The organism is Photobacterium kishitanii (assembly GCF_000613045.3).
GTDB lineage: Bacteria > Pseudomonadota > Gammaproteobacteria > Enterobacterales > Vibrionaceae > Photobacterium > Photobacterium kishitanii.
This window is the reverse complement of sequence record NZ_LN794352.1, coordinates 115,920-142,139: the sequence shown is the minus strand read 5'-3', so window position 1 is coordinate 142,139 and position 26,220 is coordinate 115,920. Positions and strand designations below refer to the sequence as shown.

Genomic DNA, 26,220 nt, shown 5'->3' with positions numbered 1-26,220 from the left:
AAACATCAATAGCTAAAGCTTTACATATAAAAAATGCCGGCCTTAGCCAGCATTTTCTCAGAAGAAAGATCTTCGAATTATAACGCTACAACATTTGCAGCTTGCAGACCTTTTTGGCCTTGCTCTACTTCAAATGATACTTTTTGGCCTTCAGCCAAGGTCTTAAAACCGTCTGAAGCGATGGCACGGAAGTGAACGAATACATCAGCACCGCCGTTGTCTTGAGTAATAAAACCAAAACCTTTCTCTTCGTTAAACCATTTTACTAGACCAGTTGTTGAATTAGACATGATGTGTCCCTCATATTTTATTTCATTAAGTTGCCGCAACACGCGACAGGCTGAAATGAAGATGTTTGAATATCGATAAAGCAAAGGGAAACACGGATACAACAACATAAATGTAGCGATAAACAGTTTTCTTTTTGATAAAGATGACAAATAACGTTTTCAGCAGTGTAAGACATTTAACTAATATCTTATTTAGTTAAACACCCTAATGGATGTTCAGGTAGCGGCTATACCGCTACCCAACTGTCAGTCTTATAGACCAACAACATTTGCAGCTTGCAGACCTTTTTGGCCTTGCTCTACTTCAAATGATACTTTCTGGCCTTCAGCCAAGGTCTTAAAACCGTCTGAAGCGATGGCACGGAAGTGAACGAATACATCAGCACCGCCGTTGTCTTGAGTAATAAAACCAAAACCTTTCTCTTCGTTAAACCATTTTACTAGACCAGTTGTTGAATTAGACATGATGTGTCCCTCATATTTTATTTCATTAAGTTGCCGCAACACGCGACAGGCTGAAATGAAGATGTTTGAATATCGATAAAGCAAAGGGAAACACGGATACAACAACATAAATGTAGCGATAAACAGTTTTCTTTTTGATAAAGATGACAAATAACGTTTTCAGCAGTGTAAGACATTTAACTAATATCTTATTTAGTTAAACACCCTAATGGATGTTCAGGTAGCGGCTATACCGCTACCCAACTGTCAGTCTTATAGACCAACAACATTTGCAGCTTGCAGACCTTTTTGGCCTTGCTCTACTTCAAATGATACTTTCTGGCCTTCAGCCAAGGTCTTAAAACCGTCTGAAGCGATAGCACGGAAGTGAACGAATACGTCAGCACCGCCGTTGTCTTGAGTAATAAAACCAAAACCTTTCTCTTCGTTAAACCATTTTACTAGACCAGTTGTTGTATTAGACATGATGTATCCCTTACTTTGAATCTGATTAATCATCGCGCTATGCAATAATCTGAAATGATAATATTCATATAAGTAATCGTACTTACCATCATCACTATAATAATACCGAGTAATTATAGAATGCGTTCAATACTTATATTGTTATTAAATAATGTCATTGGCGAGATAAGACATTTAATTAAAATCATTTCTTAATTAAATCCCCTAAGGTATTAATAAGAAATATAGAAATTACCAATTATTTTATTGCTGCTGTTCGTTATATTTCCTGCGGCTGTTTTTTCGCAGTAACTGAATGATATATCAAGATTATCAACATTACCGTTAATAAGAATATGGCGTTTCAATACATCACTATTTAACTGGTGAATATTAGCACTCCAAGTACGTTGATCTTTTACTAAATTAAAATTTACTATCATTATTTAACTTCTTGGTTTTTATTTAAAGTTTCAGGGTTTTCTTGACGATTTTGTTGAAACCAAAATCGCTTACGGCCTAATGAACGAGACATAATTGTCCTCACTTGTTTATTCGCAATAAAAATATTAAGACGATAAAAGTCATCTAAGTTTTTATGCTAATTAAATATTAAAATGCTATTTATAATAATGTAACGAAGAAAATAAGGAACGTAACGACAGATGCAGATTTAGATGCAGATGTTGGAAGTGTTTTATATTTCGATGATATTGTATAAATAATAGTTTGGTGAAAGTAACGTCAATGGTACTACGACCATTGACGTCAACTTAAAATCTTATAGCGCTACAACGTTTGCAGCTTGAAGACCTTTTTGGCCTTGCTCTACTTCAAAAGACACTTTTTGGCCTTCAGCAAGAGTTTTGAAACCTTCAGAAGCGATTGCACGGAAATGAACGAATACGTCAGCACCGCCATTGTCTTGAGTAATGAAACCGAAACCTTTCTCTTCGTTGAACCACTTAACGATACCAGTAGTAGACATAATGTGTCCCTTAATTTAATTAAAATTCATAAAATTTATCGTGCTTAAAATCACGATGCGCTGAAAGCTTGAATTATTGAATGTGACTATGAAGCTAAGGGAAACACTAAGGAATGCAACAATAACGAAGATATTCTGAGGGTTTTTCTTTTACTTGACGTTTTCATTAATAACTCTGAACAACAGAGCGACATTATTATTATCTGGTTAGCGATTATTGTAAAGGTTTATTTTAAGATAAAACACAAAAAGAACATAACAAACTGATATTACTTAGAAAGATTTCACACCTAACCAAGCAATATCAATAAAAAAACACCATTCTGGATGAATTTTGAATGTTTTTAAGGCTTAAAAATTAAATTGATCGTTTTAAAATCATACGTTTTGGCCAGCGACATAGCCAGAACTCCACGCCCATTGGAAGTTATAACCGCCAAGCCAGCCACTAACATCCATCACTTCCCCAGCAAAAAACAGCCCGTTAATTTTTTTCGATTCCATGGTTTTTGAAGACAACTCATCGGTATCAACACCACCTAAAGTCACTTCTGCAGTGCGATAACCTTCAGTACCATTGGGTGCAATATTCCATTGGTGGAAATAGTTCGCTAGCTGCTCAAACTCTTTATGATTAAGTTGCTTTAACGGCTTATCAGTAATATCACCACGGCTGATTAACACTTCAATTAAACGCTTTGGCAATAAACGCGATAAGGTGTTCTTTAAACTCTGATTAGGATGCTGTTCACGTGACTCAATCAACGTTTCAGCCAAATTAAGCATTGGCAACAAATCAATACTCACTTTCTGTCCAGGCAACCAGTAAGATGAAACTTGCAGTACTACAGGCCCTGATAAACCGCGATGAGTAAATAATAAATTTTCTTTAAAGCTGGTGCCATCAGCAGTCGTGATCACCGCAGGTACTGCGATACCTGATAATTCCTCGAAGGTATCTTTATCTTGTTTATGTAACGTAAACGGCACTAATCCTGCAGTCGTTGGCACCATCTTCAAACCAAACTGCTCTGCTACTTGATAACCAAATGGGGTGGCACCCAATTTCGGCATTGATAACCCCCCCGTTGCAACCACCAACGATTCACAGCTAATAGTCTCACCGTTAACATCAAGACTAAAACCCGTCTCGAGCTGCATGATTGACGTAATATCGGTTTGATAACGTAAAGCGACATTTGGTAAGTCACATTCAGCAACCAACATTTTGACAATGTCTTTAGCTGAATCAACGCAAAACAACTGTCCATGATCACGTTCTTCATAGTCAATTTCATACTGACACACTAAGCCGATAAAATCCCATTGGCTGTATTGCGACAACGCTGATTTAACAAAATGGGGATTACGACAAACATAATTATTAGCGGCAACATCATTGTTAGTGAAATTACACCGACCACCACCTGAAATTAAAATTTTACGGCCAGGTTTCTTGCCGTGATCAAGTACTAACACTGAACGTCCACGCTTACCTGCCGTGGCGGCGCACATTAAACCCGCTGCACCTGCGCCAATAATTACTACATCATATTTGTTTGCCATGGATTTCAATCAGCCTTTAATGTCACTAAATAAACGCAAAAAGGATGCTAACGATTAGCATCCTTTTTCTATTGTCGCTGCTATTTTACCTGCCTCTTGGCGCAATACCAACCGCTATCCAATCTCAGTTATTTATTCGATTAAAATCAAGCTTGTTGACGATTATCGATAGCGGTTAATGCACTAATCGCAGCCGTTGGCATATCTAAAGTGGTGGTAGGAAATGCGAAATCAGCCCCGTGTGAATGTACAATCGCGACAATTTGTAACATCACATCTTGCTGTACCGCTTTGTATTTGACCCAATCAACTGTTTTAGTAAAGGTATACACCAGTATATTTAGTGATGATGGTCCATAGGTATCAAAGCTAACAATCAATGTTTGGCGAGTTTCAATATCAGCATGGTTTTGCAGCATCGTCTTAATATCATCGACCACCAATCCAACCACCGCCGCATCACAATAACGTAAGCCAACACTTTGCTTAATCCGGCGATTCTGCATCCGTGAAGCATTCTCAACCACCACCGAACTAAACACAGAGTTAGGTACATATAATGGTCGCTTATCAAAGGTACGGATCACTGTCATACGAAATCCAATCCGTTCAATCGTACCTTCTATTTGGCGATCTGGGCTACGAATCCAATCACCAACCTTAAATGGGCGATCAAAATAAATCATCATGCCACCAAAGAAGTTGGCCAGTAAATCTTTAGCAGCCATACCGACAACTAAACCACCGACACCACCAAAAGTGAGCAAACCCGACAAACTTAAGCCGAAATTCTGCATCACAATTAAACTACTCAACACTATTACAATTAAGCGTAATATTTTTGAAATAGCAGTCACCGTAGTCGCGTCTCGATGAGGGCGATTATCTAATATCGTCTGCTCAATATTGGTGATTAACCGCATCAGAATCCAAATAAAGACCCCGACCAACAATAAGTGGCGTAATAAAGACAAAAAACCACTGGAATAAGAGGTAATATTATCGACCATAATGCCTAATGACATCAGTCCTGGCCACACCCAAATACATAACGAAACCGGCGCTCGAATAGCATCAATTAACGCATCATCCCAAATTAAATGGGTTTTACTCGCTATCGTGGCTAATCGGCTTGAGAGTAATAACCATCCCCCCCAAAGTAACGCACTCAACAGTAGCAACAAGCCAATGTTATACATCCAATTAACGGACGCACCTTTTTCAAGTGATGACAACCAGATTAAAAATTGATCCATAGCTACTTTGGTTCCGATACTGAAGATAAAAATGAAGTTTCATTGATAAACTATTGTTATATTGATACTAATGATATAACACTGAGCGGGGATACAGCAAAGAAAGTGCCACTAGAGCAGTGACACCTGAAGAAATAAACTTAAGATTAGAGTCCGAGGAAGGCCACGGCAAAAATAGCCACAAAAAAAGTAATCATAAACGTACTTGCTAACACAAATAATTTACGAACTTTCATGCATTTAGCCATAAAAAGCGGATCGTGATGTTTTTTATACTGTTGGCTACGAATGTAATGAAATAAGCGGATCTGTTTACTAACATTACCTTGAGATGAAAAGAAACCACGCCCATCTACCTGCTGGTATAATAACGGATCACAATCTCTCATCACCACCAGCAAAGAACGCAATGTGCTGATATACCTACAAGTATTAACTGTTGCCACCACAAAAATCGCAACCAAAAGTGCATCACCACTGATCATAGTTATCCCCCTCTTAATATCACTAACTTATAGGGATAAAAAGGGCAGCGGATTACCACCACCCTAAAACCACTTTAAGCTTGTGAGTCCATTACCGATGTTGGTGCTGATTCGCCTTTAGCCATCGCTGCTAAGTCTTTATCAATAAAGAATAGCGCTTTGCCATCTTCACCAACTAACTCTATTTTATCTAAAATGCCTTTGAATAATTTCTCTTCTTCATGTTGCTCTGCCACATACCACTGCAAGAAATTAAAGGTTGAATAATCTTGAGTAGAAAATGCAACATGGGCTAATTCATTAATTTTTTTAGTGATAAGTTGCTCGTGCTCGTACGTTTCACGGAACACTGCGCCTAAAGATGCAAATTCATGCTTAGGTGCTTCAATGGTACCTAAAATAGGTAACGCACCCGTTTCGCTCACATAAGTAAACAAACGTTGCATATGCTCCATCTCTTCAGCAGCATGCACACGTAAGAACGCCGCAGCACCTTCAAAGCCTTTATCTTCACACCATGCGCTCATTTGCAGATATAGATTTGAAGAAAAGAACTCTAAATTAATTTGCTCATTAAGATTTTCAACCATTGCCTTGGCTAACATTGCACTACTCCTGTTTGTTTAAGTGTAATCAAGACATTGTCACTGTGCATTGTTAAGAATGCAACAAATGAACAAAACGTCTTCATTAAAGATAACCACTGTTAGTATAAACCACTAAAATAACAATAAAAAATAATCGACGATTACGGAAAATAATTAACCATTTAGTAACCTATAGATGCGACCTAATCGATATTTTTAAGTTTATACCAGTGCTAACATACATCATTATTGTATTGCTATGGAGTGTAAGTGATGGTTTATAAACATATTCTCGCTGCTATCGATCTTTCTGAAGACAGCGCCTATCTCGTCGATAAAGCAGCCAAATTAGCGCAGTCATTGGATGCTGAACTATCACTGGTCCACATTGATGTCGACTACGCTGATCTCTACACTGGTTTAATTGATATTAATCTAGCAGAGATGCACGAACGTGCTGAAAGTGATGCTCAGAATAGATTACACCAACTAGCTAATAGCGCAGGTTATCCGGTAGCACACACTTTAGTAGGTAGCGGCGATTTAAGTGAAGAAATTTGTGTCGCCATCAAAGATCTTAATGTTGATCTGGTTATTTGTGGCCATCACCAAGATTTCTGGAGCAAAATTTTATCATCGACGCGTCAACTTATTAGTCGCACTCCGGTTGATTTATTAATCGTCCCCCTAAAGTAATTCAACTACAGATACAGCAGTTGTTATCATTATGGCTGCTGATCGTTGTTATTATTCTGCATTTTAATTCTCATATTCCTGCTGCCGCAATTTAGTTACACTATCATTACCCTTTATCAACACACCATGTTGCGACGATGAGATATTTATCTGTAATTACCCTGTTATGGGCTTTTTCTTTTAGCTTGATCGGCGTTTACCTTGCAGGCCAAGTCGATGCTTGGTTTTCAGTGTTAACCCGCGTTTGTTTAGCCGCAGTCGTTTTTTTACCGTTTTTACGCACCAAACATCTACACCCTAAGCTAGCGCTAAAATTAATGGCCGTTGGCGCCTTTCAGTTAGGACTGATGTATTGCTTCTATTATCAATCGTTTCTATATTTAACGGTGCCAGAAGTACTGCTGTTCACTATTTTTACCCCCATTTACGTGACCCTTATCTACGACGCACTGCATAAACAATTCTCACCATGGTATTTACTCAGTGCAGTGATCGCAGTATTAGGTGCCGCAGTGATTAAATTTGAAGGTATTAATCAGCACTTTATTATTGGTTTCTTAGTGGTTCAAGGTGCCAATCTTTGCTTTGCGATTGGTCAAGTAGGCTACAAAAGAATTATCGAACAAGAGCAAGCCGATATTCCACAACATACCGTCTTTGGCTGGTTTTATTTAGGTGCGGTTTGTGTGGCAGTGCCGATGTATTTATTGTTTGGTAATAGTGCCAAACTACCAACGACCTCGCTGCAATGGGGAATTTTAGTCTATCTTGGCGTGATAGCTTCAGGAGTCGGCTATTTTATTTGGAACAAAGGGGCGACGCTGGTCAATGCTGGCGCCCTGGCAATTATGAACAACGCCTTAGTACCGGCAGGTTTGATCGTCAATATTGTAATCTGGAACCACAATGTTGATTACCCACGGTTAATTATTGGCGGCGGGATTATTTTATTATCATTATGGTTTAACGAAAGCTGGGTAAAAAATAAAGTCGCAACTCAGCGTCAAACGCTAGACTCGCAATGACAATAATATAAAAAAGGCGCGTTAAACGCGCCTTTTTTAATGATTATTAGCGGTTAAATAAACGCAAATGCATCCGCAAACATATGCTCACGCACAGCGCCTTTTTCAGTACAGAAACGCTCACGAGCGGCTCCTGCCATTTCAAAACGACCGCAGACATAAATGTCATAGGCCGATAAACTGACAAAGTCTTCAGCAACGGCATCAAGCACATTACCCACTTTACCTTGCCAACCTTCCGGCGCGGTTTCAACCACAGGTACATAACTAATATTTGGGTATTGCTGTGCCAATTGCTGCATTTCATCATTAGCATATAGCTGACACAAATCACGTCCGCCCCAATAAATGAATATCGGTTGGGTTAAACCACGACTAATACAATTATCGACCATACTGCGAATATAAGAGAAACCAGTACCACCAGCAATCATCACTAATGGGCGCTGACTTTCATGACGCAACCATGCCTCACCATGCGCAGCTTCAATTGTTACCGTCTGCTGATCACTTAAGGCATTTTTCATGGTCTCAACCACTTCTAATGCATAAGCATTATGCTCGGCTGCACCAATATGAAGTTCAAGCTCGCCTTGACGACAAGGGCTGCTAGCAATCGAAAATGGGCGTTTATCCTGCTCACCCATGACAGCTAATAAATATTGCCCAGCTTTAAAATCGAGGGCTTGTAATGGCTTTAATAAAATACGGTATGTATTACACGCCAACGGTTCAACTGACTTTACTTCACATTTGATAGACATGGTTTTCCTCTAGTCTAACGATAATACCAAGTCACTTTCCACCCTCGCTTGGCAAGCAAATATCCAGCCTTGTGCCTGCTCTTGTGGCGTCAGCATCGGCTCAAGCACATAGCTTATTTGGCCCTGCTGTTTACGACACATACACATCGCACAAGCACCGACTTGGCAGCGATTAGGGAAAGCAATACCTGCGTCGAGCGCTGCTTGTAATACTGTTTGCTGCGCATTGGCTGCAAAAGTAATGTTATTGGGCAACAGGCGTACTTGGTACATAAAAAACTCTCATTCAGTGGTAAGTTTTATCACTGAAACATAAAATATTCGGCTCTTGATTGGTACTCAATCTAACGAGTGTGATTCATTAGCAATCGCTAATTGAGACCACATCGCATCAATGCGTGCCACAATCTGTGGATCTTTAACTATCGGAGTTCCCCACTCACGTTGGGTTTCAGCGCCAAGTTTATTGGTGGCATCAAAGCCGATTTTCGAACAACGGCTTGCCGTCGCAGCGATTAATACCGTATCACGGCTTGGATCCATACGGGTAGTGACAGCCCAAATAACATCATTCCAATCACGAACATTGACGTCACCATCACACATAATCACAAATTTAGCATCTGTGAACTGATTCAAAAATTCCCATACCGCCGTCATCACTTGCAGCGCTTCGCCTGCAACAGTTTTATTAATACTCACAATTGCCATACTGTGATCAACCGCTTCCGGCGGTAGATAACAATCAATAATGGCAGGGAATTGCTGCCGTAATGCGATTAATCCCGCTTCAATATCAAACTCTGGGTTAATTAATGGCGCTTTTTCTGTGGTATTTGCTAACTCTGCTGGCCATTTAATAGTGGCATCAATACCCATTTTTGAGCCTAAGCCCACCACAGGTGAAGCAAAATCAAGTGAATCTATCGGAGTGTTTTCAATTAATAAGCTGTCTCGTACGGGATCCATTTGGGTTGTCATCGCGCCAATCACACTGTGCCAATCGCGTGCATTGACATCATCGTCACACACAATTACAAATTTAGTGTACATAAACTGGCGTAAAAACGACCACACGCCCATCATTACTCGTTTAGCATGACCGGGATATTGTTTCTTCATCGTTACCACCGCCATACGGTAAGAACACCCTTCTGGCGGCAAATAAAAATCTACAATCTCAGGAAATTGCTTGTGCAAAATAGGCACAAACACTTCATTTAACGCGACCCCAAGTACTGCTGGTTCATCCGGTGGGCGGCCAGTATACGTACTGTGGTAAATCGGATCATTACGCATCGTGATATGGGTGATGGTAAATACATGGTGCCGCTCAACCTCATTGTAATAGCCAGTATGATCACCATAAGGACCTTCATCGGCGTATTCTTCAGGGTCGATATAGCCTTCCATCACGATTTCAGCACTAGCAGGCACTTGTAAATCATTACTGATACTTTTAACTACTTCAGTACGGCTACCACGTAATAACCCTGCAAATGCATATTCAGACAAAGTATCTGGCACTGGAGTAACTGCACCGAGTACTGTTGCGGGATCAGCACCAAAGGCAACTGTGACCGGAAATTTTTCACCCGGATGTGCTTCACACCATTCACGCATATCTAACGCACCACCACGGTGAGCTAACCAGCGCATAATGACTTTATTTTTAGCTATTTTCTGCTGGCGATAAATACCGAGGTTTTGGCGTTTTTTATTTGGGCCTCGAGTAATGGTTAAGCCCCATGTCAACAACGGTGCTACATCATCGGGCCAGCAACTCATAACCGGGATTTTATCTAAATCTACCTCGTCGCCCTGCCATATTATTTGTTGGCAAGCCGCCTTGCGAAGTACTTTAGTTGGCATATTAAGCACTTGCTTAAATACAGGGATTTTATTGATGGCGTCCCGTAAACCATGCGGTGGCTCCGGCTCTTTTAAATAGGCTAACCATTCACCGACTTCACGTAACTGCTTAACATTATCACGCCCCATTCCCATCGCGACTCGTTCAGGTGTACCAAACAAGTTTGCCAATACTGGCATGTCATAACCTACAGGATTTTCGAACAACAATGCTGGCCCACCAGCACGTAAAGTACGATCACAAATCTCGGTCATTTCCTGATTAGGATCAATCGGCTGTTGAATACGTTGTAATTGCCCTTGCTGCTCTAAATAGGCAATAAAGTCACGTAAATCCTTGTATTTCATAGCGACTACCTGTAGCTAAACTAAGTCAACCAGCATCACTGATATCAACTTAATGAGAATGATTTTTGGTAGTATAACCAGTTGTGAGATGGAAAACACCCGTCGTCCACAAAAAGAAAATACCCGTTTTAATTCTGTGGGTTAACGAATAGAGACAATGAATAACATTTAATTTAAGCAAAAAAAACGTCACCCTAGGGTGACGTTTTTAATTCAATAACCACTCACTTAATTATGATTTCTGACGACGCATTGCGTCAAAGAATTCTTCATTAGTTTTAGTCATTGATAGTTTGTCGATTAAGAACTCCATGCTGTCCGTTTCACTCATTGGGTGAACGATCTTACGCAGGATCCACATTTTCTGTAGTTCATCAGCTTTCGCCAATAGCTCTTCACGACGCGTACCAGAACGATTGATATCAATCGCAGGGAAAACACGCTTCTCAGCAATCTTGCGAGAAAGGTGAAGTTCCATGTTACCAGTACCTTTAAATTCTTCGTAGATAACTTCATCCATCTTCGAGCCAGTATCAACTAGCGCTGTTGCGATGATTGTTAAGCTACCGCCTTCTTCGACATTACGTGCGGCACCAAAGAAGCGCTTAGGACGGTGAAGGGCGTTAGCATCCACACCACCTGTTAGCACTTTACCTGAAGAAGGAATCACAGTGTTGTAAGCACGTGCAAGACGGGTAATTGAATCAAGTAAGATAACAACATCTTTCTTATGCTCAACCAAACGTTTTGCTTTTTCGATAACCATTTCTGCCACTTGAACGTGACGTGATGCTGGCTCATCAAACGTTGATGCAATCACTTCGCCTTTCACAAGGCGTTGCATCTCAGTTACTTCTTCTGGACGCTCATCAATCAGCAATACCATCAACACACATTCAGGGTGGTTGTGAGAAATACTTTGAGCGATATTTTGCAGTAACATGGTTTTACCCGCTTTCGGCGGAGCAACAATCAAACCACGTTGACCTTTACCGATTGGCGAGGCTAAATCAAGTACACGTGCCGTAATATCTTCGGTTGAACCATTACCACGTTCCATACGCATACGAATATTAGCATGTAACGGAGTAAGGTTTTCAAATAGGATTTTATTGCGGGCGTTGTCAGGTTTGTCGTAGTTTACTTCGTTAACTTTCAGTAGTGCAAAGTAACGTTCACCGTCTTTAGGTGGACGAATCTTTCCGGCAATAGTATCGCCAGTACGAAGGTTAAAACGACGAATTTGGCTCGGTGATACGTAAATATCATCAGGACCTGCAAGGTAAGAACTGTCTGCGCTACGCAGAAAGCCGAAGCCGTCTTGCAAAATCTCTAGAACGCCGTCGCCAAAAATATCCTCACCACTTTTAGCATGTTGCTTAAGAATGGAGAAGATGATGTCCTGCTTACGTAGGCGGGCCAGGTTTTCCAATCCTAAACTTTCGCTAAGTGATACCAACTTAGGAATAGGTTGGCTCTTGAGTTCTGTAAGATTCATAGTGGTGGGTTTCTTGTCTGTCAAAATCGGGGTTCTATATTAGTTGAGATAAGGATGACCAATAGGGCCTGGTCAAGAAATGAACGGAAATGCAATTTCTGTGCGTTACGTTAACACTAAACGTTCTATTCGTCTAGCATAGTCGCTAGACAAACCATGCACAACTTAGAAATTGTGCATGGCTCGCAATTATATCACTTATAAGTTCGCATCAAGGAACTCTTTTAGCTGTGTTTTTGATAACGCGCCAACTTTAGTTGCAGCAACTGCGCCATCTTTAAACAATAATAACGTTGGAATACCACGAATACCAAATTTTGGCGGTGTCGCCGCATTTTGGTCGATATTTAATTTACCAATCGTTAATTTACCTTCATATTCATCAGCGATTTCATCAAGAATAGGGGCAATCATTTTACATGGTCCACACCATTCAGCCCAGAAATCGACTAGTACCGGGCCAGCAGCATTGACAACATCAGTATCAAAACTTTCATCGGTAAGCTGCACAATCTTATCGCTCATCTTCCACTCCAACAGTGATTTTGTTAGCTGATATTGAATTAACCAGCAAATCGTTATCCTATTTGAATGGAATACGTTTCGTATTGCAACCCTAAGCTGATATTCTATAGTAATGAAGACGACACATATCACAGAGCAGAAATTTGCCGAACTAGGGTTAAACCCTCTAGTGCTAAAAGGATTGGAAGAGAAAGGGTTTCATAATTGTACCCCGATCCAGGCCTTGGCATTGCCAGTTGTGCTCACTGGCCATGATATCGCGGGACAGGCTCAAACAGGTACGGGTAAAACCCTTGCCTTTCTGACCGCTACTTTTAACCATCTATTGGAGACTCCTGCACCAGCAGAACGTAAGACCAATCAACCGCGGGCGATCATTATGGCGCCAACGCGAGAGTTGGCGATCCAAATTTTCAATGATGCTTCATCGCTACTTGCGAGTACAGGCCTTAAAGCTGGTCTTGCTTATGGTGGTGAACCTTATGAAAAACAAAAACAAGTGTTTGATGAAGGTGTCGATATTCTAATCGGTACTTGTGGTCGTATTATCGACTTCTACAAACAACGCGTTATTGACCTTGCAAGCATTCAAGTCGTAGTACTTGATGAAGCTGATCGCATGTTCGATTTGGGCTTTATTAAAGATATCCGCTTCTTGTTCCGCCGTATGCCAGAGCCTAAAGCTCGCCTAAATATGCTGTTTTCAGCAACATTATCATACCGCGTTAAAGAGCTTGCCTTTGAACACATGAATAGCCCTGAAAGTGTTGTGGTTGAACCTGCACAAAAAACAGGCCACCGCATTCAAGAAGAATTGTTCTATCCTTCAAACCAAGAAAAAATGCGTTTATTACAAACGTTAATTGAAGAAGAATGGCCAGATCGTGCGATTATTTTCGCCAACACTAAACATCGTTGTGAAGATGTTTGGGGTCATTTAGCCGCTGATGGTCATCGCGTTGGTTTACTCACTGGTGATGTACCACAGAAGAAGCGTGAACGTATTCTAGAAGAATTCACCAAAGGTGATCTTGATATCCTTGTCGCAACAGATGTTGCTGCACGTGGTCTACATATTCCAATGGTTACCCACGTATTTAACTATGATCTACCTGATGACGCTGAAGATTATGTTCACCGTATTGGTCGTACTGGCCGTGCCGGCGAAAGTGGTCATTCAATCAGCTTTGCTTGTGAAGAATACGCGATTAACTTAACAGCGATCGAAACCTACATCGAGCATGGTATTCCACAATCAAAATATGACTCTGATGCCCTATTAGATGATTTACCAGCACCGATTCGCTTACAGCGTAATCCTCGTCAAGGTGGTCGTCGTAATAACCAGCGTCAAGGTCAGGGGCAATCTCGTCAGCGTAATAATCGCCGTCGTCCGCCACAAAACAAACCAGCATAAAATAAGTTAAAGTATCTCTATGGAAAGAAATTCAGTATCACCGCTTTATGCCGCAATTGATTTAGGTTCTAACAGCTTTCATATGTGGGTTGTTCGTGAAGTCAATGGCAGTGTTCAGACGCTAGCTAAAATTAAACGTAAAGTACGTTTAGCGGCGGGTTTGAATAATCATAACGAGCTCAGCCAAGAAGCCATTCAACGTGGCCTTGACTGTTTGGCTATCTTTGCCGAACGTTTACAAGATATCAAACCTGATCATATTCGCATTGTCGGTACTGCCGCTTTGCGTACAGCGGTCAATGCTGACGAATTTCTTTCTCAAGCTCACAGTATTCTTGGGTATCCTGTGAGTGTCATTGCGGGTGAAGAAGAAGCACGCATTATCTATCAAGGGGTAGCACATACCTCTGGTGGCAGTGACAAACGCCTAGTAGTCGATATTGGCGGTGCGAGCACCGAAGTCATTATTGGCGAAGGTTTTGATGCCAGTGCATTAACTAGCCTAAAAATTGGTTGTGTCACGTGGCTGGAGCGCTATTTTAAAGATCGCTACTTAACCTCGGTCAACTTTGATGCTGCCATTAATGGTGCTAAAGAAGCGATTGAAGCCATTATTGAGCGTTATACCCAGCAAGGCTGGGAAACCTGTGTTGGCGCAAGTGGCACCGTGCAAGCATTACAAGAAATTATGCTGGCACAAGGCATGGATGAAATTATTACCCTGCCAAAACTTAAGCGTCTTCAACGCCAAGCGATGCAGTATGAACGTTTGGAAGATCTTGATATTGAAGGCTTAACATTAGAACGAGCCCTTGTTTTTCCAAGCGGGTTATCGATTCTAATTGCGCTGTTTGAATCATTACAAATTGAATCAATGACTCTCGCTGGCGGTGCGCTACGTGAAGGCTTGGTTTATGAAATGATGGATCAAATGCGTCATCACGATGTCTGCGCTCGAACGATTACTAGCATGCAACAACGGTTTCAATTAGATCATCACCATGCAGACAGCGTGAGTGATATGGCACTGGCGTTGTTAGCTCAGTGTCCAAATTGGCAATTGGAACCGCCTGCAGAAAACCTCCTTCAAGCTGCCGCTAAATTACATGAAATTGGCGCTAGCATTGAATTTAAAAAAAGTGGTGAACATGCGGCTTACTTAATTAAGCACATGGATTTACCCGGCTTTACTCGCGCCCAAAAAAATCTTATCGCTGAGCTACTGCGTCGTCATAACGGCCCATTAACCAGCTTACCAGAACAACATGCGTTATCAGCGCCAAGTGCAGCTCGTTTACTACGCTTGCTACGACTAGCGATTATTTTATGCCATCGTCGAGATCAAACCTGTTTGCCTCCATTTAGCTTACACATGGAAGACAACAAATTGACCTTATTATTATCGGCGAAATGGTTGATCAATAATCCACTAACTCGCAGTGAACTGACCCAAGAAGCCACCCGCCAAACAGATATGGGCTGGCCAATGGTAGTAACGGCACAAGACTGATTACCAGCATAATAATTTAGCGACGAGATTTATTCTCTTTGCACTACGATCAAAAAAGGCTCCCCAAGGAGCCTTTTTTATTAGCGGTTACTTTACTATCAACCCGATTTAGCCAGTAATACCACTGTGACGCAGCATTGCATCCAGCTGTGGTTCTCGGCCACGGAAACGCTTAAACAATTCCATTGGCTCTTCACTGCCACCTTTTTCCAACACGCAAGTCAGGAAGTCGCTACCTGTTTGAGGGTTAAAGATGCCTTCTTCTTCAAAGCGTGAGAACGCATCAGCCGACAATAATTCTGCCCACAAGTAACTGTAGTAACCAGCACTATAGCCACCGGCAAAAATATGACTAAAACTATGTGGGAATCGGCCCCACTCTGGGCTTGGTACTACCGAAACTTTATCTTTAACTTCAAGTAAAGTTTCTAGCACTTGAGCACCAACCTCTGGATCGTAGTTAGAGTACAAGCTGAAATCAAACAACCCAAACTCAAGCTGACGTAAAATAAACATCGCCGATTGGAAGTTCTTCGCCGCTAGCATTTTATCTAGCATCACTTTCGGTAGTGGCTCACCGGTTTGATAATGACCAGAAATAAACGCTAATGCTTCTTCCTGCCAGCACCAGTTTTCAAGAAATTGACTTGGTAATTCAACTGCATCCCATGGCACACCATTGATTCCTGACACTGCCGCAACATCAATCTGAGTCAGCATATGGTGGATACCATGACCTGTTTCATGGAATAACGTCGTGACTTCGTTATGGGTAAACAACGCAGGCTGATCGCCAACAGGACGATTAAAGTTACAGGTTAAATACGCGACTGGTGTTTGCAAGCTGCCATCAATGCGAGTACGGCGAACCATACACTCATCCATCCATGCGCCACCACGTTTATGTTCACGAGCATATAAATCTAAGTAGAAACTACCACGCAATGTACCTTGAGCATCAAAGATGTCATAGAAGGTCACCGATTCGTGCCATACTTCAACCCCTAAGCGCTGTTTGATATCTAAGCCAAATACGCGCTTTAGCACTTCAAATAAGCCTGCAACCACTTTTTGCTCAGGGAAATACGGCCGTAACTCTTCATCAGAAATACTGTAACGATGCTGTTTTAATTTTTCAGAATAAAACGCAAAATCCCATGGTTCTAACTTTTCAACGCCAAATTCATTACGAGCATAGTCACGTAACTCAGCAACTTCACGTTCACCTTGTGGCTTCGCACGATCAGCTAAATCATTTAAAAAACCCAACACTTGATCGGTTGATTCAGCCATTTTGGTTGCCAGTGATTTTTCACCATAGTTGCTAAAACCTAATAAACTCGCCAGTTCATGACTCAGTTTCAATTTTTCAGCAATAATTTCTGAATTATCAAACTCACCCGCATTTGGACCGCGATCAGAAGCGCGCGTACAAAAGGCTTGATACATTTCAGCGCGTAACTCACGGTTATCACAGTAAGTCATCACTGGTAGATACGATGGAATATCTAAGGTAAACAAATAACCTTGCTCACCTTTGGCTTCAGCATTTGCTTGTGCTGCTTGCAATGCAGATTCTGGTAAACCGCGTAGTTGCTCAGCATCAGTAATCACTTTGCTCCATGCCATGGTGGCATCTAACACGTTATTACTAAAGGTTGAGGCTAATTCAGATAAGCGTTTACTAATATCACCAAAACGTTTTTGTTGCTCAGCAGGTAAACCAATACCCGATAACTCAAACGCTTTAAGGGCATCATTAACCGCTTTTTGTTGTGCTTGACCTAAATCAGCAAAATCTTCACTGGCTTGAATCATCTTATACGCATCATAAAGGCCTTTATGCTGTCCAACCCAAGTGGCGTAATCTGACAATAACGGCAAGCAGCTTTCATACGCTTGGCGTAACTCAGGGCTATTTTTAACCCCGTTAAGGTGTCCGACTGGTGACCAAATACGTCCTAAACGATCATCCAACTCTGCCAATGGGCGACAAATCGTGTCCCAGCTTGGCATTTGTAATTGCGATAGCACCGATTCAACGTTGTTACGACAATCAATGATCGCTTGTTCAACCGCAGGTTTAATGTGCTCAGGCTTAATATGAGCAAACGGTGGTAAATCGGTCATCGTCAATAATGGGTTAGACATACGCTTTTCCTTTATTTTTATCTTCTTATTAACATGCGCCCGCAATAGATAAATTTCAATCCTTTGATCGGTTTAGAGTATAAAAAGGTAGAAATAGCGTATTTAGTCAATGTTGATCGCCGCAAAGGTTGGCACCATGGTTGGATATTAGTGAATAATTGACGATAATAGCCTTTAGCACCCCTGCTTTAGATACCGATAGAGACTGATTTCATGCTGAGTTATCGCCACAGCTTTCACGCTGGCAACCACGCAGATGTGGTTAAACACATTGTTCAAAGCCTAATTCTGGATGCACTCAAGCAAAAAGATAAACCGTTCGTGTATCACGACACTCACTCAGGTGTTGGTCGTTACGATCTCCAAGATGAGCGCAGCGAAAAAACCGGTGAATTTAAGCAAGGTATCGCCCGTATTTGGTCACGCGATGATGTACCAACAGAAATCGCCGCTTATATTGATGCGATTAAAGCCCTTAATAACAGTGATGAACTACGTTACTACCCTGGCTCACCAAAAGTAGCGCGCGCACAAATTCGTGACCAAGACCGCATGGTATTAACCGAATTACATCCAAGCGATTTTCCATTATTACTGCAAGAATTTCGTGGTGATCGCCAAGTTAAAATCTATCAAGAAGATGGCTTTGCCCGTCTAAAAGCGAGTTTACCGCCGAAAGAGCGTCGTGGGGTGGTATTGATTGATCCACCTTATGAACTCAAACATGAATACCAAGATGTAGTAAAAGCGATTAAACAAAGCTATCAACGTTGGGCGACAGGTACTTATGCGATTTGGTATCCCGTCGTTTACCGCGAAACAATTGATAATATGATTGCCGGTCTAAAAGACCTCAATATTCGTAATATTCTTCAAGTTGAACTTGGGGTTGAACCTGATACTGAAGAGCGCGGAATGACGGCTTCTGGAATGATCATCATTAATCCACCATGGAAACTTGCTAGCCAAATGCAGCAAATACTGCCATGGCTACAACAAGCAATTGCGCCAAATCACGGTCATCATAAAGTTGAGTGGATCGTACCAGAATAAGCTTACGGCATTATTTTTTCGCTCAATAAACAGCCACGTTCCCCTGTGGCTGTTACATTTCTCACGTGACAATCATCATTTCCGATGGTAAAACACTATATTAATCGGTTTTTCCGATTTTAAATCCTCGTCACTCAGCCCAATCTTGATTACACTAGGTGACAGTGAATATTCATAACATCTATTGGAGTAAAGTCATGGCAAAGCATTTTGATTACATCTGCATCGGTGGCGGTAGCGGTGGTATTGCATCAGCAAATCGCGCTGCAATGTATGGCGCTAAAGTAGCAATCATTGAAGCAAAAGCGCTTGGTGGCACTTGCGTTAACGTTGGTTGTGTACCAAAGAAAGTAATGTGGCACGGTGCCCAAATCGCAGAAGCTATGCACCTTTACGCTAAAGATTATGGTTTTGACGTTGATGTAAAAGGCTTTAATTGGGGCAAACTGGTTGAAAACCGTGAAGCCTACATTAGCCGAATTCATACCTCTTACGACAATGTATTAGGTAAAAACAACGTTGAAGTGATCAATGGTTTTGCCACCTTTGTTGACGCTAAAACAATTGAGGTTAATGGCGAACATTACACTGCTGATCATATTTTGATTGCAGTTGGTGGCGAGCCAACGATTCCCAATGTACCTGGTGCTGAATATGGTATCGATTCTAATGGTTTCTTTGAGTTACTAGAGCAACCTAAGCGTACCGCTATTGTTGGTGCAGGTTACATCGCAGTTGAAATTGCAGGTGTATTAAGTGCACTGGGTACTGATACTCACCTGTTTGTTCGTAAAGAATCACCACTACGTAGCTTCGATCCTATGATTGTTGATACCTTAGTTGAAGTAATGGCAACAGAAGGTCCAACTCTACACACCCATTCAGTGCCTAAAGAAGTGGTTAAAGAAGCTGACGGTTCAATCACGCTTCATTTTGAAAATGGCGAATCACACAATACTGATTTACTGATTTGGGCCATTGGTCGCCATCCAACCACTGACAAGATCAACCTCCAAGCGACGGGCGTTGAAACCAATAGCCGTGGTTATATTAAAGTTGATCAATTCCAACAAACCAATGTTGCAGGTATCTATTGTGTTGGTGACATCATGGAAGGCGGCATCGAGCTAACACCGATTGCAGTTAAAGCAGGACGTCAATTATCTGAGCGTTTGTTTAATAACAAGCCAGATGCCAAGATGGATTACAGCCTAGTTCCTACTGTTGTATTTAGTCACCCACCGATTGGTACTATTGGTCTAACGACTCAAGAAGCTATTGACCAATACGGCGAAGACAACGTCAAAATCTACCAGTCAGGCTTTACTGCTATGTACACCGCGGTAACTACCCACCGTCAGCCATGTAAAATGAAACTTGTTTGCGCAGGTGATGATGAGAAAGTCGTTGGCCTACATGGTATCGGTTATACCGTTGATGAAATGATTCAAGGTTTTGGTGTCGCGATGAAGATGGGCGCAACTAAAGCTGATTTCGATAGTGTGGTAGCTATTCACCCAACAGGTTCTGAAGAATTTGTTACCATGAGGGGTTAGTGTAGAAACTTAACTCCCACACGTTTAGAAATCTGGAAAAATACTTAACACTGCTTATACTAATTGTATAAGTAGTGTTCTTTCTAGGTGGATAAATGACTCAACTAATACATTCCAGTGACGTTTACAAAGATACAGAATTAACACTCAGAGATGATGGTACTTACCATTGTCAGCCAACAAAAAACAACATAGGCTCTCTTCCAACACTGTTTTCTGATGACGGTGCTTTTCTCCAAGAACCAAACAGCTATCTCTTTTATCTCAAAGCTGTAAAGAAAGCGAAAGACCTCAACCCATGCAGTCGCGCTCTACTCAAATACTATCAGTTCCTAGAAGGTGAACAGTTGGAATGGAATCACTTCCCTCCAATCAAAAGACTAAAGCCCACTTATCTGTTCCGCTCTCACTTGCTTAAGCTAGTAAAGCGTGGCGAGTTGGCACATAGCACCGCCAATACATACATGAATCAAGTTAAGAACTTCTACCTTTGGGCAATGCACGAAGGTTATTTGCGTATAAAGAGAGAACAAGAAGCTCCATTCAAAATGGAATTTGTGCAGGTTCAAAACCTCGGAATGCTAGCGCACATTAAGACAACATTTACTGTGGAAACTAGCGACCTTAGAATCAAAGTTCCCAAAGACAGCGATTCAAAAAACATCCGCCCCCTTACCCCGCTAAACCAAGAATATCTTAATTTATTGCTCTCATTTCTACCTAAAACGTCAGAAGAACTCAGGCTACAAGTACTCCTTTCAATTGATACTGGAATGCGTATTGAAGAAATAGCCACCTTTAGCTTAAACGCATTAGATTCTGCAATGCCTGTTGCTGAGAGCCAACATCGCTTTGAATTAACGCTATGCCCCCAGTCTACTGGGGTTCAAACCAAATTTGATAAAAAACGTCGAGTTGAAATTTCTATTGAACTATTAGAAGCACTACGTGAATACCAAGTTTCAGAACGCAGGCTTAGCCGCGCCAACAAGTTATATAAAAAAATAAATCAATTCAGGGATGAGTCCGTAACTCTTAATCACCACAGCATAGAAGTGTTAGAACGATGCGAACGCCACGAACCCTTCTTCATCAGCCAGCAAGGCAACCCGATGAGTAGAGAAACCATCGAATCTCGCTGGATTGAACTAAGGGGTGAAATACAGAAGGTAGACAGTTCTTTTAAGCATCGCTTCCATGATCTCAGAGCCACATACGGAACGTACAGGCTCAGTGACTTACTTGATGCTCACTTAGGAACGATTGAGGCTCTAGAGCTGCTGATGGGCTGGATGGGGCATAAGGATGAAAGCACGACTTGGAAATACCTACGCTACCTCAGACGAAAAGAAGTATTCAAAACAAAATTCGGAATTCTTGATTCAATTATGCATAAAGCACTAGGTGGCGAAAATGAATAATGTCACTTATTTGAACGGCTGGAACCCTTCTATATGCTTACGAATGGAGTATGAAAAAAACTATCTATGTGATTTTAATCGATTGCTTCACAGGGGCTTTCCAAGCACTCAGTACATACAACAAGGAAAACCTGTTAAGTCGGCTAATCGTGATCGCTTTATTCTTCAAATCAAAGAACGCTTTGATGAAAAGATCTCCGAAGGTGCCTCACAAATCACGCTCTATCACCTCTTCAACCACATCTCACAATATCTCAAGTGGTGCGATGCGAAAGATGCTGAGGGTTTTACACAACAATCACTTGAAGCTTATATGGCAGCACTGTTTCATCAGGTACGGCTAGGAATATTAAAAGCGAGCAGCTATACGCAAAAGTTAGCGCGAATGAGCGTTCTATTTCGGGATTATCTAGATTTTCCAACTCATTGGTTTCTTAACATCCCCATATTAGGAAGGGCTGATACCGAACCTTTTGAGGCATATACTCAAGCCGACTTAAAACAATTGTTACCATTTCTTCGACAACTTTTTAATCAAACATCAAGGCAATTCCTTGAAAACCCACAAAAGCACATCGACGCATGGAAAACCACATCTACCATGACATTTAGATGGCATGGGCAGGATTACAAACTGTGCTCGGCAATCAGCAAAATGATGTGTGCGGCGACATATTTGATGAGTTACTACACCTACTCTAATACTGGTGTACTTTTTGATCTAAAACGTCCGACAAATGCCTCAATATCTGTTGGTGAACAGTGGTATCAAATGCCAGCCTTTAAACGTCGAAGTTTCAAGATTATTCACGTCGAAATAGGTGAGCACGGCTATCTTGAAGTTCCTAAATACAGTATGGGTTTCTTTGATAAATTGCTCGAAGTTTCAAAGGTCTTAGACAATTCAAGTAATGCATTGTTATTACAGACCATCGCTCACAACAAATTACAACCAGTTAAGCAAGCCACCCTCCAAGCCTTCAATAAAAACTGGCTAGAAAAGCACTTTAGTTTTACTGACCAAACAGCGCGAAAACTAAGACCAGTTGTGAGCCGCTTTCGAGAAACTGGAGCACAAATAACAACGGCTTATCAAGGCGAACTTGCCAATGACATAACCCTTGGCAATACACCACAAACGCGCAAACGGCACTACACTACGGGCAATAAACACAACAACAATGCCATGATGCAGGACGTGACGACTATCAGGCAGGAGCAAGCCCACTCCAAACAAGGTGTAACAGCAGCACGCTCCGCTTTAGGGATAGAGGTTCTAACCATTGAAGAAGAATTAAAAACAACCTTTCCTGAGCTTAGTAGAACCCCAAATGGAGGAAGTTGTGCCAATCCATTTGGTGAAAGATCCAAGGCTTACAACCGAAAAGCACAGCAACGTAAGTTACTTAAAGACGGAGAAAAGTTGGCGTGTGCAGATTTACTCAAGTGTTTTGGTTGCCCAGAACAAGTGATAGTGCAATCGGTCAGTGATATCTGGTGTTTACTGTCATTTAAAGAGTGTATTGAAGAGTCTCTATACCTGCATTTGAGCGCCCATCACTATCGCCAAAACTTTGAAAGCATAGTGGTATTCATCACTGAGAAAATCTTCCCAAAAATTAACAAAAGCATCTTAAAGCAAGCTGAAGCATTGATTGATGAAGAAGGATTGCATCCTCTTTGGGAAGACTCTGATGCAATCCTTTCCATGATACCAACACAGCGTATTGATTCGGCTGCCAAGGAATTGAACAATGACTAATCCATATCTTTATACAACGGACTTCCCAGAACAGCATAGGGTTATAAACTCCGACATTATCAGTTTATTTCACAACAACGATTGGGATGCACTCAATAAGTTAGTGGTATGCCGAGACAAAAATGGAAAAGTCACTGCTCGTTTTGGAGACGTTCAATGGAACCTACAGCCCTACGCTCGAAGCAAAGATAAATATAACATTAAGTTTGATGATTGGAGCGATACCCCCAAGTTACAAACTGAACTCAAATTACTGACTTATGGTTGGCTTCACCATAAGGTGGTGAAAGGCAATGCCCCTAAGTACACAACCGTTTGCCACAAAGTTTGTACTATTAAAGTAACCTTTCAATTCCTAAAGCAAATAAAAGCAACATCACTAGCCGATTTATCAAAGAACAAAAATTTTGAAGAGTTTAAAAACTTTCTAATTGCGCGAAGTCGCAGCCAAGGCAACTTGGAAAAAATATTTACTGCTATTAACAATGCCATCACCTTAGAGCCTTGGCTCCAGTTTTCTTTTGGTTTTTCAAAGAAACTGGAACCCTCTCATCTATCGAAAGAAATGAGTAGTAAATACCCACAACAAACTCTGGCAATACCAGAACGCTTGAGTGATGAAATCTATGGGAAAGCCATTGATCTAATTGAAACAGCACTTCCTCGCCAGAATCTCATTGCGAATATAGAGTCTGAGTTACAACACAACTACATAGAAGGCAAAGCCTTTGTCGATAGTAAGATTCGTAGTGGCTGTAGATTTAGTTGCACCGACGGTAATAGGCAAGTTAGTGATCGGCATAAATACGCACTACTAATTAACGACAACCTACGTCTGCACCCCAAAGAGATAGTTGTTCCACTCTCGAATCAGATAGCTGGTATCACAATCAACAATGCTGTTGATTTTCAACGATACCTAGGACAGCTAATCACTGCTTGCTATATAGCATGCGGAGGCTTTTCTGGAATGCGAGAATCTGAGCTTGAAAAGCTCACCCCAGATAGTTATTACAAAGATCATTTTCATGGTCGTGACTTTCACATGCTCCAATCCAGCACCTTTAAATTGGGGGAAAAACGCGAGACGTGGGTTGCAGCACCTATCGTTGAGAAAGCAATAGAATTGATGTCTACCCTCTCTGAGGCATGGCGAAAGAGCGTCAAATACCCCGACGAACGCTACTCAAATACACTTTGGTGCAATCAAGGTGCTCGGTCTAGATCTCCCGCATTAATTACCCAATGGAATAAGCGATTAGAGCGTTTCTGTAAGCATTTTTGCTTTGTGGTAACTAAAGAAGATTATCAAGAATGCATAGAATCTAACCCAAACTCATTAGACAGAATCAAAAACCGTGTAGTCATTGGAAAACCTTGGCCTTTAGCAACTCACCAGTTTCGGCGTTCATTAGCTTTTTACACCATCAAACACCGACTAGGGACTAAAGTAGCCCTAAAACAACAGTTTAAGCATCTCTATCTTTCAATGACTGAGTGGTACACCAATGGTGGGCAGATAGCTAGCCTCCGAGACTTAACCGTTGATAAAAAGGTACAACAAGCACTCGATGAAATTAACGCCGAAATGACAGCTAGCAAGATCTTTAAACAATGGCACTCTGACGATCCACTATCAGGCTCTATGGGTAAAGCCATCGTAAAAATGCGTGGTGACATTCCGCATATTTATAGCTCTTGGGAAACCATTTACGAAGCCGTCAAAAAAGGCACTTTGACCTTACACGGTACAGCACATAGCTATTGCAAGAATGGCTATGATTGCGACATGGATGGTGTGGTAATGCCTCAATTCTGTGTTGATTGTGCAGGTCAAGGAAGCATCATTGATAAAGACCAAGCCTTATGGTGGCAAAAGAAGCACAAGAACTTGGTTCGCTACATGGCGTTAGGGGAGGATATTTCAGTAACGGACAAGAGCCACTACATTACCCAGATCAGGGCAGCCGAAAATGTAATGGCTGACTTTGGTATGCCCTTCACCCCATTTGAACCAGATCTAAAGGTAGCGAATTTATGAGTAAAAGTGAAAACACCTTAATTGCCTTGGAAGCAGCACTAGAGCGTATGGCGCAAGGTAAGCCTAAGCGTATTCCCACCACGCGAAAACTTAGCGTAAGAGCTGTGGAGGAAGAAGCTAATCTAGGTAACGGAAGCGGCTATTATTACCCAGATTTCGTTCAAAAAGTGAAACAGGTCAAAGCCGATATTGCGGAAGCGAAAGGTGAATATGTTCAGCCTGAGATTCAGTCGGTACGAACCAAACTCAATGAACAAAAACGTATCAAGCAAAACTACAAAGATAGGTATGAGGCTGTTAAGCAGCAACTAGCAGACTTTTCAGCAGCTCAGCATCATCTGAATGATAAACTCATAAAGGCTCTGAGTGACAAGGAAGAATTGGAGTTTGAGAATGATAAATTACGAGAAGAATTAGCTAATTTCAAGCGGAGTAAGGTCACCTATATTACACCGATAGATTAACCCTTTTGCATCCTCACTTTGACTGGACGTCACTTT

Annotated in this window: 25 protein-coding genes; 10 read left to right on the top strand and 15 right to left on the bottom strand. The window is 41.4% G+C overall.

Annotated features, from left to right (window positions below):
- Nucleotides 1-77 precede the first annotated feature (77 nt).
- From cspE (PPBDW_RS00845) to ftnA, 9 genes are all read right to left on the bottom strand, one after another.
- Complete coding sequence (gene cspE / locus PPBDW_RS00845; protein WP_036789214.1) at nt 78-290, bottom strand: transcription antiterminator/RNA stability regulator CspE; 213 nt, start codon at nt 288-290, stop codon at nt 78-80.
- Nucleotides 291-542: 252 nt separating this feature from the next.
- Nucleotides 543-755, bottom strand: coding sequence for a transcription antiterminator/RNA stability regulator CspE (gene cspE, locus PPBDW_RS00840; protein WP_036789212.1), 213 nt, complete (start codon nt 753-755; stop codon nt 543-545).
- Between the two features lie 252 nt (nt 756-1,007).
- Complete coding sequence (gene cspE / locus PPBDW_RS00835; protein ID WP_036789210.1) at nt 1,008-1,220, bottom strand: transcription antiterminator/RNA stability regulator CspE; 213 nt, start codon at nt 1,218-1,220, stop codon at nt 1,008-1,010.
- A gap of 212 nt (nt 1,221-1,432) precedes the next feature.
- A complete protein-coding gene (locus tag PPBDW_RS00830) occupies nt 1,433-1,642 on the bottom strand; it encodes a hypothetical protein (RefSeq protein ID WP_036789208.1) in 210 nt (69 codons plus the stop codon).
- Between the two features lie 338 nt (nt 1,643-1,980).
- Nucleotides 1,981-2,187 carry a transcription antiterminator/RNA stability regulator CspE gene (gene cspE / locus PPBDW_RS00825; protein WP_036789206.1) on the bottom strand — a complete coding sequence of 69 codons (207 nt, stop codon included), beginning with the start codon at nt 2,185-2,187 and terminating at the stop codon, nt 1,981-1,983.
- 378 nt (nt 2,188-2,565) lie between these two features.
- Complete coding sequence (locus PPBDW_RS00820; protein ID WP_036789204.1) at nt 2,566-3,753, bottom strand: BaiN/RdsA family NAD(P)/FAD-dependent oxidoreductase; 1,188 nt, start codon at nt 3,751-3,753, stop codon at nt 2,566-2,568.
- Nucleotides 3,754-3,899: 146 nt separating this feature from the next.
- Nucleotides 3,900-5,009, bottom strand: a complete 1,110-nt coding sequence (locus PPBDW_RS00815; protein ID WP_036789202.1) for a mechanosensitive ion channel family protein — start codon at nt 5,007-5,009, stop codon at nt 3,900-3,902.
- A 146-nt stretch (nt 5,010-5,155) separates the two neighbouring features.
- Complete coding sequence (gene uspB / locus PPBDW_RS00810; RefSeq protein WP_036789200.1) at nt 5,156-5,494, bottom strand: universal stress protein UspB; 339 nt, start codon at nt 5,492-5,494, stop codon at nt 5,156-5,158.
- A 74-nt stretch (nt 5,495-5,568) separates the two neighbouring features.
- Entirely contained in the window at nt 5,569-6,099 is a 531-nt protein-coding gene (gene ftnA / locus PPBDW_RS00805) for a non-heme ferritin (RefSeq protein WP_036789199.1), read from the bottom strand.
- Between the two features lie 255 nt (nt 6,100-6,354).
- On the opposite strand from ftnA, the gene PPBDW_RS00800 reads away from it, so the two are divergent.
- The gene (locus PPBDW_RS00800; protein WP_036789198.1) at nt 6,355-6,777 is read left to right on the top strand and encodes a universal stress protein; all 423 of its coding nucleotides are present in this window, start codon (nt 6,355-6,357) and stop codon (nt 6,775-6,777) included.
- Between the two features lie 137 nt (nt 6,778-6,914).
- The gene (locus PPBDW_RS00795; RefSeq protein ID WP_036789197.1) at nt 6,915-7,802 is read left to right on the top strand and encodes a carboxylate/amino acid/amine transporter; all 888 of its coding nucleotides are present in this window, start codon (nt 6,915-6,917) and stop codon (nt 7,800-7,802) included.
- Between the two features lie 53 nt (nt 7,803-7,855).
- Here the strand turns inward: PPBDW_RS00795 and fre are convergent, their stop codons facing one another.
- The 5 genes from fre to trxA form a co-directional block, all read right to left on the bottom strand.
- Nucleotides 7,856-8,566, bottom strand: coding sequence for an NAD(P)H-flavin reductase (fre, locus tag PPBDW_RS00790; protein ID WP_036789196.1), 711 nt, complete (start codon nt 8,564-8,566; stop codon nt 7,856-7,858).
- A 9-nt stretch (nt 8,567-8,575) separates the two neighbouring features.
- A complete protein-coding gene (locus PPBDW_RS00785) occupies nt 8,576-8,839 on the bottom strand; it encodes a 2Fe-2S iron-sulfur cluster-binding protein (protein WP_036789195.1) in 264 nt (87 codons plus the stop codon).
- 66 nt (nt 8,840-8,905) lie between these two features.
- The gene (gene ubiD / locus PPBDW_RS00780; protein WP_036789193.1) at nt 8,906-10,786 is read right to left on the bottom strand and encodes a 4-hydroxy-3-polyprenylbenzoate decarboxylase; all 1,881 of its coding nucleotides are present in this window, start codon (nt 10,784-10,786) and stop codon (nt 8,906-8,908) included.
- A 232-nt stretch (nt 10,787-11,018) separates the two neighbouring features.
- Nucleotides 11,019-12,284, bottom strand: coding sequence for a transcription termination factor Rho (gene rho / locus PPBDW_RS00775; protein WP_036789191.1), 1,266 nt, complete (start codon nt 12,282-12,284; stop codon nt 11,019-11,021).
- Between the two features lie 198 nt (nt 12,285-12,482).
- A complete protein-coding gene (gene trxA, locus PPBDW_RS00770; RefSeq protein ID WP_036789189.1) occupies nt 12,483-12,809 on the bottom strand; it encodes a thioredoxin TrxA in 327 nt (108 codons plus the stop codon).
- 112 nt (nt 12,810-12,921) lie between these two features.
- Between trxA and rhlB the strand changes: the two genes are divergently transcribed.
- Together rhlB and gppA are read left to right on the top strand one after the other, a co-directional pair.
- Nucleotides 12,922-14,226, top strand: coding sequence for an ATP-dependent RNA helicase RhlB (rhlB, locus tag PPBDW_RS00765; protein WP_036789187.1), 1,305 nt, complete (start codon nt 12,922-12,924; stop codon nt 14,224-14,226).
- A 19-nt stretch (nt 14,227-14,245) separates the two neighbouring features.
- The gene (gene gppA / locus PPBDW_RS00760) at nt 14,246-15,736 is read left to right on the top strand and encodes a guanosine-5'-triphosphate,3'-diphosphate diphosphatase (protein ID WP_036789185.1); all 1,491 of its coding nucleotides are present in this window, start codon (nt 14,246-14,248) and stop codon (nt 15,734-15,736) included.
- Between the two features lie 108 nt (nt 15,737-15,844).
- Here the strand turns inward: gppA and prlC are convergent, their stop codons facing one another.
- On the bottom strand, nt 15,845-17,887 hold the full coding sequence (gene prlC, locus PPBDW_RS00755) for an oligopeptidase A (RefSeq protein ID WP_036789183.1): 2,043 nt from the start codon (nt 17,885-17,887) through the stop codon (nt 15,845-15,847).
- A gap of 213 nt (nt 17,888-18,100) precedes the next feature.
- Here prlC and PPBDW_RS00750 point away from each other — a divergent pair, with 213 nt between their 5' ends.
- The 6 genes from PPBDW_RS00750 (at nt 18,101) to PPBDW_RS00725 (ending at nt 26,184) form a co-directional block, all read left to right on the top strand.
- Nucleotides 18,101-18,940 carry a 23S rRNA (adenine(2030)-N(6))-methyltransferase RlmJ gene (locus PPBDW_RS00750; protein WP_036789181.1) on the top strand — a complete coding sequence of 280 codons (840 nt, stop codon included), beginning with the start codon at nt 18,101-18,103 and terminating at the stop codon, nt 18,938-18,940.
- A 197-nt stretch (nt 18,941-19,137) separates the two neighbouring features.
- Nucleotides 19,138-20,496: a glutathione-disulfide reductase gene (gorA, locus tag PPBDW_RS00745; protein ID WP_036789179.1), complete on the top strand. Its 1,359-nt coding sequence runs from the start codon at nt 19,138-19,140 to the stop codon at nt 20,494-20,496.
- 95 nt (nt 20,497-20,591) lie between these two features.
- On the top strand, nt 20,592-21,917 hold the full coding sequence (locus tag PPBDW_RS00740; protein ID WP_036789177.1) for a tyrosine-type recombinase/integrase: 1,326 nt from the start codon (nt 20,592-20,594) through the stop codon (nt 21,915-21,917).
- Nucleotides 21,910-23,679 (top strand): phage integrase N-terminal SAM-like domain-containing protein, encoded by a 1,770-nt coding sequence (locus tag PPBDW_RS00735; RefSeq protein WP_036789175.1) that lies wholly within the window; start codon nt 21,910-21,912, stop codon nt 23,677-23,679. The genes PPBDW_RS00740 and PPBDW_RS00735 overlap by 8 nt, the downstream gene beginning before the upstream one ends.
- A 103-nt stretch (nt 23,680-23,782) precedes the next feature.
- Nucleotides 23,783-25,720 carry a hypothetical protein gene (locus PPBDW_RS00730; RefSeq protein WP_341534634.1) on the top strand — a complete coding sequence of 646 codons (1,938 nt, stop codon included), beginning with the start codon at nt 23,783-23,785 and terminating at the stop codon, nt 25,718-25,720.
- Entirely contained in the window at nt 25,717-26,184 is a 468-nt protein-coding gene (locus tag PPBDW_RS00725) for a hypothetical protein (RefSeq protein WP_036789171.1), read from the top strand. The genes PPBDW_RS00730 and PPBDW_RS00725 overlap by 4 nt, the downstream gene beginning before the upstream one ends.
- Nucleotides 26,185-26,220 lie beyond the last annotated feature (36 nt).

Excerpts from the sequence above, each read along its gene's own strand:
- PPBDW_RS00830 (WP_036789208.1), bottom strand. The coding sequence starts at position 1,642 with ATGATAGTAAATTTTAATTTAGTAAAAGATCAACGTACTTGGAGTGCT.
- PPBDW_RS00785 (WP_036789195.1), bottom strand. The coding sequence starts at position 8,839 with ATGTACCAAGTACGCCTGTTGCCCAATAACATTACTTTTGCAGCCAAT.
- ftnA (WP_036789199.1), bottom strand. The coding sequence starts at position 6,099 with ATGTTAGCCAAGGCAATGGTTGAAAATCTTAATGAGCAAATTAATTTA.
- cspE (WP_036789210.1), bottom strand. The coding sequence starts at position 1,220 with ATGTCTAATACAACAACTGGTCTAGTAAAATGGTTTAACGAAGAGAAA.
- cspE (WP_036789206.1), bottom strand. The coding sequence starts at position 2,187 with ATGTCTACTACTGGTATCGTTAAGTGGTTCAACGAAGAGAAAGGTTTC.
- rhlB (WP_036789187.1), top strand. The coding sequence starts at position 12,922 with ATGAAGACGACACATATCACAGAGCAGAAATTTGCCGAACTAGGGTTA.
- fre (WP_036789196.1), bottom strand. The coding sequence starts at position 8,566 with ATGTCTATCAAATGTGAAGTAAAGTCAGTTGAACCGTTGGCGTGTAAT.
- PPBDW_RS00800 (WP_036789198.1), top strand. The coding sequence starts at position 6,355 with ATGGTTTATAAACATATTCTCGCTGCTATCGATCTTTCTGAAGACAGC.
- PPBDW_RS00795 (WP_036789197.1), top strand. The coding sequence starts at position 6,915 with ATGAGATATTTATCTGTAATTACCCTGTTATGGGCTTTTTCTTTTAGC.
- PPBDW_RS00735 (WP_036789175.1), top strand. The coding sequence starts at position 21,910 with ATGAATAATGTCACTTATTTGAACGGCTGGAACCCTTCTATATGCTTA.
- trxA (WP_036789189.1), bottom strand. The coding sequence starts at position 12,809 with ATGAGCGATAAGATTGTGCAGCTTACCGATGAAAGTTTTGATACTGAT.
- gppA (WP_036789185.1), top strand. The coding sequence starts at position 14,246 with ATGGAAAGAAATTCAGTATCACCGCTTTATGCCGCAATTGATTTAGGT.
- PPBDW_RS00820 (WP_036789204.1), bottom strand. The coding sequence starts at position 3,753 with ATGGCAAACAAATATGATGTAGTAATTATTGGCGCAGGTGCAGCGGGT.
- PPBDW_RS00815 (WP_036789202.1), bottom strand. The coding sequence starts at position 5,009 with ATGGATCAATTTTTAATCTGGTTGTCATCACTTGAAAAAGGTGCGTCC.
- PPBDW_RS00750 (WP_036789181.1), top strand. The coding sequence starts at position 18,101 with ATGCTGAGTTATCGCCACAGCTTTCACGCTGGCAACCACGCAGATGTG.
- PPBDW_RS00740 (WP_036789177.1), top strand. The coding sequence starts at position 20,592 with ATGACTCAACTAATACATTCCAGTGACGTTTACAAAGATACAGAATTA.
- gorA (WP_036789179.1), top strand. The coding sequence starts at position 19,138 with ATGGCAAAGCATTTTGATTACATCTGCATCGGTGGCGGTAGCGGTGGT.
- cspE (WP_036789212.1), bottom strand. The coding sequence starts at position 755 with ATGTCTAATTCAACAACTGGTCTAGTAAAATGGTTTAACGAAGAGAAA.
- PPBDW_RS00725 (WP_036789171.1), top strand. The coding sequence starts at position 25,717 with ATGAGTAAAAGTGAAAACACCTTAATTGCCTTGGAAGCAGCACTAGAG.
- ubiD (WP_036789193.1), bottom strand. The coding sequence starts at position 10,786 with ATGAAATACAAGGATTTACGTGACTTTATTGCCTATTTAGAGCAGCAA.
- cspE (WP_036789214.1), bottom strand. The coding sequence starts at position 290 with ATGTCTAATTCAACAACTGGTCTAGTAAAATGGTTTAACGAAGAGAAA.
- uspB (WP_036789200.1), bottom strand. The coding sequence starts at position 5,494 with ATGATCAGTGGTGATGCACTTTTGGTTGCGATTTTTGTGGTGGCAACA.
- prlC (WP_036789183.1), bottom strand. The coding sequence starts at position 17,887 with ATGTCTAACCCATTATTGACGATGACCGATTTACCACCGTTTGCTCAT.
- rho (WP_036789191.1), bottom strand. The coding sequence starts at position 12,284 with ATGAATCTTACAGAACTCAAGAGCCAACCTATTCCTAAGTTGGTATCA.